Raw genomic sequence first — 13,355 nt, 5'->3', positions numbered from 1 at the left:
TGCCGTACAAATAGCGCATTTATTTGGCATCTCGTTCATCTTGCTACTGGCTTTGTGACAAACCTAACGGACTGATTTAATTTTGTTTTCTCTTATGAAATATAAACTTAGGTGCCTATCAAGCCTAAGGTGCGGGTAGATCTCAGGATAAAACGAGGCCAATACAAATAAAAAAAGACCACTGCAGTGAATTAACAGCAGTGGTCTTGGAGCGGTTTATGAAGTTTAGGCTAATCTAAATAGCAATAACTCAAATAACGATAACTCAAACGATGATAATCTAAACAGCCGTACTTTAAATTACGAAAAGTAGAACTACGAAGCTTTATCAATCTTTGGCTTTGGGTCGGCTTCTACTTCTTCCTCGCTACTTTCTGAGAAGATATCAGCAACAGCGCTTCTCTCGAGTTCACCTTTTAGATTACCGTCTTCATCAACAACTGGAAGAGAGTAGTCACAAGACATAGTGTCCGGTAGCACTTCTTCAATCACCGCATCTGGTAAGATGGCAGGGACTTCTTCGTATATCTCATCACTAAAATCATGTACCGATGAATCTTCAACGGCGTCTTGTAGACTTTCTTGTGTGACTAGGCCTTGATAGCCGTCATCTGTTACGTGATAAGCGTAATCGTTTTTAAGCATCTTCATTTGTGCCAAAGCACCTTCAATTGTTTCTGATGTGATTCGATACAGAGGAGGCTGCATAACGGTTTCAACGGTCAGTGCACGAGCACGGTTTACGTCTTTCACGAACGCTTCCACGTAATCATCGGCTGGATTTAGCAGAATCTCATGTGGTGTGCCTTGTTGTACTAACTCGCCGTCTTTCAAAATTGCGATTCTATCGCCTAGGCGGAGTGCTTCGTCCAGATCATGAGTGATGAAAACAATCGTCTTATGAAGCTTCTCTTGAAGTTCGATAAGCTGATCTTGCATTTCACTTCGAATCAAAGGGTCGAGTGCCGAAAAGGCTTCATCCATTAACAAGATTTCAGCGTTAGTACACAGAGCGCGAGAAAGGCCAACACGTTGTTGCTGACCACCTGAAAGTTGCGCAGGGTATTGCTTGCCGTAACCTTTCAAGCCCACGGTTTCTAACCATTCGTTGGCTTTTGCTAAACGGTCTTCTTTTTTGATGCCTTGTACTTCCAACCCGTACGCAACGTTTTCAACCACAGTGCGATGAGGCATTAAGCCAAAGCGTTGGAATACCATCGACATTTTATGACGACGGAACTCTTCTAGCTGTTTAGTGTTGAGGCTCATCACATCAATGCCTTCAACCATGATTTTACCTTGAGTCGGGTCAATCAAACGGTTGAAGTGGCGAATCAGCGTCGATTTACCCGAGCCAGAAAGCCCCATGATAACGAAGATTTCACCACGGTTAATCTCAAGGTTGATCTCTTTTAAACCAACGGTATGACCCGTATCCGCAAGAATCTGATCTTTGTGTTCGCCGTTTTGAACTCGGTTCATAACAGACATTGGTTTCGGTCCAAACACCTTGTACAGACCACTAATTTCAATCAATGGTTTAGTCATGCTTGAATCCTCCTAAATGCGCATTAGTTCTTCTTGCGTACGCCTGAGAAGCGCGGTCAAAAAGGATTGCGAGGGCAACGATGGCGAAACCATTCATCAAGCCTAATGTGAAGTACTGGTTAGTAATCGATTTGAGAACCGGTTGTCCTAGGCCTTTCACACCAATCATGGATGCGATAACAACCATAGACAGTGCCATCATGATGGTTTGGTTAATACCCGCCATGATCGTTGGCATTGCTAGAGGAAGTTGAACACCCCATAAGCGTTGCTTTTTGCTCGCACCGAAAGCGGTAGCGGCTTCAAGGACTTCTTTATCAACTAAGCGTATGCCTAGGTTAGTTAGACGAATTACAGGTGGGATCGCGTAGATAACCACGGCGATTAGCCCTGGAATCTTACCGATGCCCAGTAGCATTACCACTGGAATCAAATAAACGAACGCAGGCATGGTTTGCATGATATCGAGCATCGGCGTAACAATTGACTGAGCTCGATTTGAACGAGCCATCGCAATACCAATCGGAATGCCCAAGAATATTGAAACCAAGGTACATACAGTGATGATACTGAGCGTCCGCATGGTGTCTTCCCACATTCCAAAGTAACCAATGAGAAGTAGAGAAGCAACACAGCCTAGAGCCAGTTTCCAAGAACGGCTTGCTGCGTAGACAAGGCTGGTACACACAGCCAGGACTATAATCCAAGGTGTTGAGATAAGGAGTTTTTCAAACCAAACGAGGAATGAAAGAAGAGGGTCAAAGAGAGATTCAATCATTTCGCCGTATTCACGGGAAAATTCACGGTATGCGCCATCTAGCGTCTTTTTTATGGTTCGTAAATCACCGCGTTCCATCTCTGGAAAGCTTGATAACCAATTGCTGTCAGCCATTTTATATCCTTATAGTTCGGAGCCACTTGTCCATGCGATAAGAAAATCGCTAATGAAAAGGGCTCCGAATCATGAATAACATCAAGTATAGCGACGTTATTTCTGTTTTATTGTTGAAGCGTAATTACTTGTTATTAAATCAAGCTCTTACAGCTCTGCTTCAACTTTCTTAGCCACTTCTTCAGAAACCCATGGGTGCCATACTTCTGGGAATTCACTTAAGAAATGCAGACTCGCTTCTTCGCCATCAGCTTGGTTGTCTTCCATCCAAGCAAGTAGCGAGTTCATTTTGTCGTTCGTGAAACCACGTTTAGTAAAGTAGTCGTATGCTTCAGGAGCACGTGACGCAAAACTTTCAGTGGTAATCGTGTGAACAGGTGAAGGCGGGTACATGGTCGCTTTTGGCGATTCACAATCTTCTTTAGTGGTACAGTTAAGGAACTCTTCCTCATTAACGCCACTGCCAAAGTCGACTTTAACCATGTCGTATTTACCTAGCACAGCCGTCGGTGCCCAGTAGTAACCAAACCAAGCTTCTTCACGTTCATAAGCTTTTGCGATAGAGCCAGATAAGCCGGCACTCGAGCCTGGATCAACAATCGTGAAACCGCTGTTTTCTAGCTCAAGAGCATTAAACAGGTTTCCGGCGCTGATCTGACAGTTCCAGCCTGCAGGGCAGCTGTAGAATGCAGATGTATCTGGGTCTTCAGGGTGTTTGAATAAGCTTGCGTTTTTGCGTACGCCTTCGATGGTTGCCATTTCAGGGTACTGTTTTACTAGGTAAGCTGGAACCCAAAAGCCTTCTTCGCCGCCGTTCACAAGTGCTTTACCTGCGTAGCGAAGACGTTTTTCTTCAACACCTTTATCTAATGCGTCTTTTAAGCTGTTGCTCCAAAGTTCAGGTGCAACATCAGGCTGGCCTTTTTCGATCATAGACGTGCCTGTTGGCATAGTGTCGCCAGGGATAAGTTCAGCATCACACCCATAACCATGTTCAAGGATGAATTGGTCGATATTGGCGATCAGTGTTGCAGAGTTCCAGTTCATATCTGCGATTGTTACGCTGCCACATTCTCCAGCGTTAGCATTACCGCTGGCTGCTGCTACTAACAAAAATACGGAGCTTAACTTGTATTTCATATTGAGTTTCCTTTCTCTTTAATAATACAACTAAGGTAACCAAGGTAAATTGATTATCTAAATTGCTCGATGGTGATCCTTTCCGTGTATTTGAACCATTTGAGCAGAAGGAGGGATGGGTGAAGTTTGAATAGATAAACGTGCAAAGTCAGTGAAGTGTGATTTGCCAATTCATCCACTGTGTTTCAACAGCCATCGGATAACTTTGTCAAACTATTACAAATTCGTCAAAAACCACCTCTATTTATAATCTTAGGGAATAATCGTACGAATTCCATCTTTGATGCGATTTACATGGCACTTTAACCGTCTGTGTCACATTACCGCTAAAGTTAGGCGTGGGGCTGTTGATTTTTGAAGGAATTTAAAGGGGGTAAGACCATGATTGATGTGTGTGAAATGCGTTGAATGGTTTTTAAAATCTTATTTTTAAGAATAACTTCGCCAAAAATACCCAATTTGGTTTTGAGTTATTCAGAGCTTTTGGAGCTTGAAGTCTAATAGGATAGGTGGCTGTCATGGTTTAATGACAGCCAGAAAGTAGCAAAAGAAAGTTACATCGGAAGGTTCAAAAACTCATTTTGATACAGCTTGTTTGCCAAGCTATCGCGAAGCTTAGCGGGGATGAATTTCATTCGATTGATTTGTCTGACCATCTCTTGTGCAAAGCTAGGCTTTTGTTTCATGTTCATCACGCAGCCCATTAGGTTGATACTTTGTGCATCAAGCAGCTTTTTCGCTTGTTCTAGGTGGTGACTCGACGTTTCACCATAGGCGACAACCATCAATGTGCTGTCACAAGCACTCGCCACAGACTGAGCCGGAATGTTGCCTTTGTTTATGTTGAGAAGCGGTGAGGTATCAATGATGACTCTGTCGTATTTCTCTAACCATTTGTTGACCACGTTTTGTAACGTTGTCGGATCTTTATAAGCCAATTGCGTTGAAGCAACTTGTGGAGCAGGTACACCGATAAACGTACGCTGAGATTCAACATGTTCAATCAATTGACCTTGCTGATTATCTTCTAGCATATTCAAATCTTTGAAAGCAGGGTTGAATAAGTTGAGATCAACATAAAGTGTTGAATGACCCGCAAGAAGAAAACGCTCGGCTAATGCGGTTGCAATAGATGTTACGCCGTCACCTGAATGGCAGGCGGTGACGCATATTGATTTTTGGCCGTTAAGTTCAGAAGCTAAATACAGTTGCTCGACTTCGGCATGGGTCGCTGAAATTGTCATTATAAAGCTCCTATTAATACGATGGTGGTGGTGATACGCAGTATGTCATCAAGTCCGACGCGTGCTTTTTCAATAAAGCTTTCGCGACGGTCTGGGATGTAAATCGTGTCACCAGCGCGTAGCACCGGCAAGTTGTAAATGTTCGCCGTTTTGCTGAATTCAACAAGGTCAAAAGTACGAGCCTGACCTTGGCAGCAAGACATATTGACGATGGTAATTTTTTCTACATAAGCATTGTCGGTAGGTCCTGCTGCTTCTGCCAGAATATCTAGAATGGTCATGTTGTCGTTGAACACATAACGCCCCGGATTGTTAATCGCACCAAGCACACGAACGGTTTCTTCTTTCGGTGTATCTAACCAGTTTTTGCCTTTCTCTGGGATGTAAATCGTGTCGCCAGTGGTTACGTTTGGCAGTAACGATTCGTCACCGGTTTCGAAGTACAGTGATAAGTTAAGTTTGCTTACTTGCGAATAGGTTTTGTCACGATGCGTTACTCGAACGTTGTGGATGTCGGCATCCTTTGTTGGACCGTCAGCCGCAGACAAGATATCAAGGAAGTGCATGTCTTTGGTGAAGCGGTAACGACCAGGCGCATTCACTTGTCCAAAAATGTAGATCGAAGCATCAGAGCTTTGACGAACCCATTGTGATTTATTGTCTGAAGGGTCTTGTGGCAAGTCGTGAACACGCACGATAGAGCCCGCTCGAATTTGTGGCATTTGGTCACGTGGCGCACCATTTCGAATAAAATCATCAAGGTTAAACACAACTAGCTTTCTACCAGTAACAACTTCGATTTTCGATGTGTCAGCGCGTAGCGTAGGGCCACCGACGTGTGCCAATAATCCCATGAAATTCATTTCATCTGACCATTCAATACGACCAGGTCGATTCACCTCACCAATCACGTTAACTGCTCTGTCTGGCGTGATTTTCAACCAAGACTTCTCGTTCATGTCGGTTTTCTCGGGAACGAAAATCGCGTCACCAGCTTTGATGCTAGGAGGGTTAGAGTTAGGTAAGCCTTCAGTGTAAGCCGCTAAATCGAATTTAAGCACTCTGCCATCTGCTTTGATAACACGGATTTGTCGTGACTCTGCAAATCGAGTTGGGCCGCCCGCATTCGCCAAGATATCCATAAAGGTCGCGTCTCTTTTGCCTTCAAAAGCACCAGGGGCTGCGACTTCGCCCATTACGTAAACCATGTTGGCGCCGGATTTGATCTCTTCTTCTTGCTTGGGAACGAAAATGGTCGCACCCGGGCGTAAAATTGGAAGCAGACTTTCGTCACCAGAATCTAAGTAACGTTTTAGGTTGAATAGCGTTGGGGTGTTGTTCGAAATCACTCGGATTTGCTCAACACTGGCATAACGAGTTACGCCGCCCGAACGCATAAGTACGTCGACAAGGTCGGTGTTCTCTTTGTAAGTGAACGAACCCGGCGCGTTCACCTCACCAAACACTTTGATGGAGTTACGAGAATCAGCACTGTCACCTGAGTTAGCAAGCTTTGCTGCGTCAAACTCTTGCTCGATGTTACCGACTAATGGAGAAGCTGGAACGAATAGTGAATCCAGTGATTGAAGAGTAGGTAATGCTGACTCGTCTCCTGAATCAAGGAATCGTTTGTAGTTAAACTCTTTCTTATCTGCGCCTCGCTTAAGAATCAGCTTATCCAGTTGCGCGCCCGGGCGTAAACCACCCGCAGCGTAAAGTGCCATTTGGATGCTAGAACCTAATGAGAGCGTGTATTCGCCAGGCTGTTCTACATAACCTTGCACGTAGATGATGATTTGCTGCTCTTTTACATACACTGAAGCGTTCGAAAGATCTTTGTAAGCGGTTGCCAGCGACTCTAGAACGACTTTGTTAAGCTGTTCGCTGTCGTAACCCGCAACAAACACAGCGCCTACTTCTGGAAGAGTAATACGGCCACGCTTATCCACTTGGAACCCCGTGTTTAAGGTACTTTCACCGGGTACGTTAACTTGGATTAGATCACCGACTTGAACTGCATCTGAAAACTCGTCGTTAGCATTGACGACATTCGCAAAGCATAACGATAGGGTGATGATAAAAGCGATCAAGGATTTCATAATCCACCTCCCATTTTCTCGGCATTCTTAGGCGAGACAATTTCAATACTTACTCGGCGGTTCGTTAAACGCGTGCCGTCGGATTCACCTTCAAAAAGAGGGACGGTTTCGCCAACAGAGACGGCTTTGATTCGTTGAGCGCCTAGTCCAAAAATAGTCAGGTAGCGTTCGACTTGTTTCGCTCGTCCAAGTGCTAACTTGTCGTTGTATTCTTCGGCACCCGTTGCATCAGCATGGCCGGTAACAACAAGGTCTAGGGATTTGTGTTCTTTAAGTAAAGTGGTCGCCTCGGCCAGTCTTCCCATATATTTAGGATTTACTTCAGTCGAGTTTTCCGCAAATTGGTTGTCAACATTAAGCAGGTCATACAACTGTTCAATAACCGACAGTTGCATTCTAAATTGATTTTCATTTTTTGGTGGCTCACAGCGGGCTTGTGAAGTTACGTAATCCAGTTGGACCTCAAGTTCATTTAGGCGTTTTCTTTGGATCACTAAGTCGTTGGCTGCATCCAGTAGTAGACCGCCTTGAAGTTCACGAGCAATACGATTTTGCTTTTCGATTGCTTGAACAACAGCAGCTGGGAAACACCAACGAGCACCTTCTTGGATCAAAGCATCAAGGTGCAATTTAGCGAGCTGCCAATCAAAGCGTAATCCATGTTCTGGACCAAGAGGCTCGTCTGGCATGACAGGAGAGAAGTCTGAGTTTTGATAGTTAATAGAATCGTAACTTTCAGCCAAACCCCCTGTGCCTTGTTCAGGATAGCTAGTACAGCCACCCAGAACGAGAGCGGACAGAGAAAGGGCTATGTAGTTTTTCAGTGTTTTCATGCCAACGTCCTATGTTTCTAATTTTTCTTATTATTTTTTGTTACTTCTAGCTTAGTGGGTCTTCATGAATTTGCAGGATTTTTTGAATTTACTGGGATAGCGTGGCCAATACGCAGCAAGCTCATAATTTCAAGCGGTTGCCCCGTCACATTTTCAAGTCGCATATTGCGCTCGCGTTCAGTCAGACGTTTGAACATATAAACAATTGCGCCAACCCCAGATGAATCTAAAAACTCAACTTGGCTAAAATCAACTTCGATTTCAGGGTGGCCATCGTTAGAAATCACATCATCGATGTCGGTTTGTGCATCACGACTGCCTGCTGCATCCAGATCACCGAAAATAGAAAGTATCAGTGTCGTTGTGTTTAAATCAATCTTACGTAGTTCCATAGCGATATCTCCTTTTAAGTATGTATGGACAACTGCACTGAATGTGCCAACTTTTATGTTGTTATTTTTCAATAAGTTATGTTTAGTACGAATTCCTATCTCAAATTGAGAAAAGACGTTTCTCAATATGAGAACTAAAAACGGCGGAATATATGAGAGTTATAGGTCATTAATTTAATGAATAAATGAAAAGGTTAGATAAGGTTGATGAGTGGATCGCATCTTCTAGCAAAGGTTGTCTACCTACGTGTCAGAACGCTTAGGATTAAAGGCGTTTGTTGACCACTACAGATATCAATACGGAGCAGATGATGAGATTAACTAAATTGGCGATAGCAACTCTATGGGCGTGTTCGCTCTCTTCTCATTCATCCTATTTACCTCCCGACCATTTGGTACTGGCCAATACATACCAACAAGGCATTGATGTTTCTGAATACTGGAAGAGTGAAAAGCTTGATGGGATTCGGGCTCTTTGGGACGGACAACATCTTTATACACGCAATGGTAATCGCATTTACTCACCCAAGTGGTTTACTGAAAACTTGCCTAAGGTCCATCTCGAAGGAGAGTTGTGGGCAGGAAGGGGCAAGTTCCACCTTGTTCAATCTACCGTTCTCGACCATACGCCGAGTGACACAGCATGGCGCCAAATCGATTTCATGCTGTTTGATATGCCCGGCGCTGCGGGAGATTATCAAAAGCGCTATTACAACATTTTGCATTGGGTAAGCGTGATTGGAGAATCTCATGTCAGCTACATAGAACATGTACCAATTCACAGTGAAGAGGCTTTGTTTCATCAACTTGATAATGTCGATGAGCGTAATGGCGAAGGTTTGATGCTTAGAAAAATCACCAGTCGTTATCAAGCAGGCCGAAGTAATGATTTGTTAAAACTGAAAAGGCATCATGATGCCGAAGCCACAGTTATTGGCTACAAGGGTGGGACAGGGAAGTATAAAGGGATGATGGGTTCAATCTTGGTTCACACAGAAGAGGGTGTGGAATTTTATATAGGTAGCGGGTTCACTGACCAAATGAGACTTGTACCGCCAGAGATCGGCAGCCGTATTACCTTTCGCTACAATGGTTTTACTCAAAACGGAAAACCCAAGTTTGCGCGCTTTGTTCGAGAGAAGAGTGAATATTAAGGCAGATACGATCTACCTGACCATTAAACGAAAAAGAGCCCTGAAAATCAGAGCTCTTTTTTTTATTCGAAATCAGATAGACCGACTTAGCGAGTACGAATCTAGCGAGAACTAAATTCTAACTGAACGTCATCGTCCTGCTTGTGCATCCAGTGTAGACGCATACCCAGCATAATCGCGGCTGACGTTAGACCGACGATGAAACCAATCCAGAAGCCGTGCGCACCCATAGGGTCAACAATCCAATCTTTCATACCCAAGATGTAACCGATAGGAAGACCAAGCAACCAGTAAGCCACAAAGGTGATGTTGAAGATTGAACGCATGTCTTTGTAGCCACGCAGAGCACCCGCAGCGATAACTTGGATGGCGTCAGTACATTGATAAACCGCCGCGAACAACAGCAACTGCATTGCAACGGTAATTACCGCAGTGTTCTCTGTGTAAAGTAATGCAACCTGTTCTCTGAACAGGACAGTTAACGCCGCTGTCATTAAGGCTGTCACTAAACCAACAATGATACCTACGTGTGTCGCGATCTTAGCGCCTTCGGTGTTGTTTTCGCCCAATTTATGCCCAACACGAATACTCACGGCTGCACCGATACTCATTGGAATCATGAAGACCAGCGAAGAGAAGTTGATCGCGACTTGGTGCGCGGCAACAATCAATGAACCCAATGGTGCAACTAACAGAGAAACCACCGCAAACAGAGTTACCTCGAAGAAGATAGCGGCCGCCACAGGGAAACCAAGTCTAAACAGACGAATTTGAGCTTTAAGTTGCGGTTTATGGAACGTACCGAAGATGTTGATTTTCGCCAAACGCTTTGATGTTAAAACGTAAGCGAACAGTAGTGTAAACATCACCCAATATACGATAGCCGTTGCAACGCCACAGCCAACACCACCCAGAGCAGGAGCACCAAGTTTTCCGTATACGAACATCCAGTTCAGCGGGATGTTTAATAGCAAGCCAATAAAACCAATCACCATCGCAGGCTTGGTTAAAGACATACCATCGGTAAAGCTTCGCAATGTTTGGAACAACAAAAACGCAGGTACAGCAAACATCACCGCATTCATATAGCCGATGGTCTTTTCCGCCATGAGTTGTTCAATGTCCATCCACTCCAATATCAATTGTGTTTGAAAAAGCACACCAATGATTGGAAGGGAGATGACGAGCGCTAAAAATGCGCCTTGTTGAATTTCGAATGGAATTTTTACTTGTCGACCAGAACCATTCAGTTGTGCAACGACAGGAACCAACGCCATCAATAGACCAACACCAAATAGGATTGATGGTAGCCAGATACTTGCTGCAATCGAAACCGCCGCCATATCGATAGCACTTACGCCACCGGCCATTACGGTATCAACAAAACCCATTCCAGTTTGTGCAACGGATGCGATCAATACTGGGGTCGCAAGTTTGATTAGATTCGAGGATTCTTCTTTGTAACGATGCACAAACAACTCCAAATAAGAGGGAAAATTAGAATAATAGTGTAGGAAAGGACATTCTGAAGGAATCAGAGACAATGATCTTAAGCTTCCACTGGACGAATCATAAAGAAATGTCACAATAACTGCTATGAAAAACTGTTATTAGGGCGTGTTGATCTTTCGAGCTGATTTTTGCAGCGAGTTGCTGGGCCTTTATACAAGGCAGAGGCTTTGATGTGTAGCTAGCCTACATGAGAAGCCGATAACGTAGTAAAAATGACCAGCAAACGCTGCCCGAAGGGTTCGAGCTGGGCGCCCCCGCAAAAAGCGTTTTACTCTTTGTTGAGGGAGATTTGCTTAGGATGCTAGGCTACTTCCCCCTCGCCGCGATTAAAACGTTTTTGACTAGGCGTCCCCATCCGAACAAAATTTAACCGCGAAAGGTCAACACGCCCTAGAATACTAAATAGGAATCTTATGTTTACAGGTATCGTTCAAGGCATGGCAACACTGGTTGCTATCAACAAAAAAGAGTCGTTTCAAACTCATACCATTGAGCTAAGCGATGAAATGGTTGAAGGATTAGCCATTGGTGCTTCAGTAGCTCATAACGGTTGTTGCTTAACGGTAACGGAAATTTCAGGTAACCAGATTGCTTTTGATTTAATGCAAGCGACATTGCGATTGACGAACTTAGGCCAACTGAATGTTGGTGACAAAGTGAATGTTGAGCGTGCAGCAAAGTTTGGTGACGAAATTGGCGGGCATAGCATGTCTGGCCACATTACTCTGATGGCTAACCTAGTCGATGTGATTAAAACAGAAAACAACCGTACGCTTTGGTTTGAGCTGCCTCAAGAATCAATGAAGTATGTGTTGAGTAAGGGTTACATCGGCGTTGATGGTTGTTCATTGACGATTGGTGAAGTGGAAGAGAACCGTTTCTCTGTTCACCTGATCCCAGAAACACTGAATCGTACTCTGTTTGGCGGCCGTGAAGTAGGCGACCAAGTAAACATTGAGTTTGATCCTCAAACACAAGCGATTGTTGATACTGTTGAACGCGTACTAGCAAACCAAAAATAGTAGTAGCGGTTTATCAACAGCATTTGCCTAAAAAACGCTGACTAAGTAAGAGTCGCAGACATTAAAAAAGAGCAAATTGAGTGCTCTTTTTCTATTTGTGTGTCTCTGCGTTTTTCTAGGCTAGCCTCAAAATCGAGGTGTAGAGCCAACTCGACAAGAGAGTAGGTGTTAGAAGACTTGTTCGTCGTCTGCATCAATCGAGAGATTAATCCTGTCTCTTACCTCATCTACCTGCATGTCGAGGTGAATGGCATTGCAACATGCTGGGCAATCGTCATAAAAATCTTGGCTCCCATTAGAAGCATCAAGCGTTATGCTGATGGCATGCCCACAGTGGGGGCAGGAGACATGTTTCTCTGTGTATTTATGCATGGCAAATTCTCCTCACTGTAACTGATACCAATCGTATTCGGTTATAAACAGCTGTAATTGGTATTAAACGGCCTGTATCTTCTGAATGCATGCTTCAGTGTGTGCTAAATATTCGCCGCCAAATTGATTGCAGTGGTTAAGAAGATGGTACAAGTTGTAAATGTCTTTCCGATCAGTATAGCCAACGTCGAGTGGATTGACGCTCTGGTAACCTTCATAAAACTCTTTAGGGAAACCTTCAAACAATTCAGTTAACGCCAAATCACACTCATGGTCCCCCCAGTAACAAGCAGGGTCGTAGCAAATTGGGCCAAACGCAGAGTTAGCAACATTGCCATTCCAAAGATCCCCATGAAGCAAAGAAGGGCGAGGGTTGTGGCCAGCAAGACGCATATTCACCACATCAACGATGTCATCGATATCACCAAACTCGATGCCTTTCTCTTTGAGCAGTTGCAGTTGGAAACCAATGCGTTGCTCAGAGAAAAAGCGACCCCATTTCTTATGCCAAGGGTTGGGTTGAAGTGTGCTGCCGATATAGTTGTCTTGGTCGCAACCAAACTCTTTTTGCTCGCCCCATTGATGAAGCCGCGCAAGCTGAACGCCGAAATCGAAGCTATTGTTGCCCGTCTCGAGCGGTTTGGTCGGCAAGTAATTCAGAATAATGAACGAGCACTCTTTGGTTTTGCCAATAAGCACCAACTCAGGAACGTAAACAGTGGAGGTTTCTCTTAACAAGCGTAAGTTCTCAGCTTCAATTTCAAACTTAGGTAAAAATTCTCGCTGATTCACTTTCACAAAGTAACGCTCATTACCATCGCTGATCATATAGCAATCGTTAATGTCGCCACCAGAAACCTTGGCACGTTCAGTAATCTGAAAGTTAAATAGAAGAGTATCTGAAAGTTGTTGAGAAATGGCCTGCCACATAGGAAATCCTCAAAGACTGAAAGTTAAAAAGATTGAAGGTTAGAAATACTGTTTGTTTAATAGCAATAGTTTAGGATAAATCTGAACAATTTATAGACGCACTCGTCAATGTTCTTAGCTCTTCTTCATCTTACGTAGAATCAATTGGCCGAATTGTGAACTCGAACTGATTCAAGCTCTTTGAAATACAAACATAAATTGAAAACCTGACGTGATG

12 protein-coding genes are annotated in these 13,355 nt (G+C 44.0%); 2 read left to right on the top strand and 10 right to left on the bottom strand.

What is annotated here, in order from left to right; translation table 11 throughout:
• Positions 1–315: 315 nt before the first annotated feature.
• The 7 genes from AB6E54_RS09540 to AB6E54_RS09510 all read right to left on the bottom strand — a co-directional run bounded on the left by AB6E54_RS09540 (position 316) and on the right by AB6E54_RS09510 (position 8,148).
• Positions 316–1,548: a glycine betaine/L-proline ABC transporter ATP-binding protein gene (locus AB6E54_RS09540; protein WP_017059590.1), complete on the bottom strand. Its 1,233-nt coding sequence runs from the start codon at positions 1,546–1,548 to the stop codon at positions 316–318.
• Positions 1,541–2,440, bottom strand: coding sequence for a proline/glycine betaine ABC transporter permease (locus AB6E54_RS09535; protein WP_017059591.1), 900 nt, complete (start codon positions 2,438–2,440; stop codon positions 1,541–1,543). Before AB6E54_RS09535 ends, AB6E54_RS09540 begins: the two co-directional genes overlap by 8 nt.
• 147 nt (positions 2,441–2,587) lie before the next feature.
• Positions 2,588–3,580 carry an ABC transporter substrate-binding protein gene (locus AB6E54_RS09530; protein ID WP_017063893.1) on the bottom strand — a complete coding sequence of 331 codons (993 nt, stop codon included), beginning with the start codon at positions 3,578–3,580 and terminating at the stop codon, positions 2,588–2,590.
• 554 nt (positions 3,581–4,134) lie between these two features.
• Positions 4,135–4,824 carry a tyrosine-protein kinase family protein gene (locus tag AB6E54_RS09525; RefSeq protein ID WP_017059593.1) on the bottom strand — a complete coding sequence of 230 codons (690 nt, stop codon included), beginning with the start codon at positions 4,822–4,824 and terminating at the stop codon, positions 4,135–4,137.
• Complete coding sequence (locus AB6E54_RS09520; protein ID WP_017067079.1) at positions 4,824–6,923, bottom strand: SLBB domain-containing protein; 2,100 nt, start codon at positions 6,921–6,923, stop codon at positions 4,824–4,826. Before AB6E54_RS09520 ends, AB6E54_RS09525 begins: the two co-directional genes overlap by 1 nt.
• Positions 6,920–7,756 (bottom strand): OmpA family protein, encoded by an 837-nt coding sequence (locus tag AB6E54_RS09515; protein ID WP_102428867.1) that lies wholly within the window; start codon positions 7,754–7,756, stop codon positions 6,920–6,922. The genes AB6E54_RS09520 and AB6E54_RS09515 overlap by 4 nt, the downstream gene beginning before the upstream one ends.
• A 62-nt stretch (positions 7,757–7,818) precedes the next feature.
• The gene (locus AB6E54_RS09510; RefSeq protein ID WP_102333326.1) at positions 7,819–8,148 is read right to left on the bottom strand and encodes an STAS domain-containing protein; all 330 of its coding nucleotides are present in this window, start codon (positions 8,146–8,148) and stop codon (positions 7,819–7,821) included.
• Positions 8,149–8,459: 311 nt separating this feature from the next.
• Here AB6E54_RS09510 and AB6E54_RS09505 point away from each other — a divergent pair, with 311 nt between their 5' ends.
• Complete coding sequence (locus AB6E54_RS09505; RefSeq protein WP_372106309.1) at positions 8,460–9,302, top strand: DNA ligase; 843 nt, start codon at positions 8,460–8,462, stop codon at positions 9,300–9,302.
• A 101-nt stretch (positions 9,303–9,403) separates the two neighbouring features.
• Here AB6E54_RS09505 and AB6E54_RS09500 read toward each other — a convergent pair whose 3' ends face one another.
• On the bottom strand, positions 9,404–10,774 hold the full coding sequence (locus AB6E54_RS09500; RefSeq protein WP_372106279.1) for an MATE family efflux transporter: 1,371 nt from the start codon (positions 10,772–10,774) through the stop codon (positions 9,404–9,406).
• 453 nt (positions 10,775–11,227) lie between these two features.
• Between AB6E54_RS09500 and AB6E54_RS09495 the strand changes: the two genes are divergently transcribed.
• A complete protein-coding gene (locus AB6E54_RS09495; protein WP_017065861.1) occupies positions 11,228–11,836 on the top strand; it encodes a riboflavin synthase in 609 nt (202 codons plus the stop codon).
• Between the two features lie 168 nt (positions 11,837–12,004).
• On the opposite strand, the gene AB6E54_RS09490 is transcribed toward AB6E54_RS09495, so the two are convergent.
• Positions 12,005–12,208, bottom strand: a complete 204-nt coding sequence (locus AB6E54_RS09490) for a CPXCG motif-containing cysteine-rich protein (protein ID WP_004733789.1) — start codon at positions 12,206–12,208, stop codon at positions 12,005–12,007.
• A 63-nt stretch (positions 12,209–12,271) separates the two neighbouring features.
• Positions 12,272–13,138 (bottom strand): fructosamine kinase family protein, encoded by an 867-nt coding sequence (locus tag AB6E54_RS09485; RefSeq protein ID WP_372106280.1) that lies wholly within the window; start codon positions 13,136–13,138, stop codon positions 12,272–12,274.
• Positions 13,139–13,355 lie beyond the last annotated feature (217 nt).

It is taken from the genome of Vibrio sp. 10N.247.311.49 (assembly GCF_041467655.1).
GTDB classification, from domain to species: Bacteria; Pseudomonadota; Gammaproteobacteria; order Enterobacterales; family Vibrionaceae; genus Vibrio; species Vibrio crassostreae_C.
This window is presented reverse-complemented; position numbering and strand designations above follow the sequence as displayed.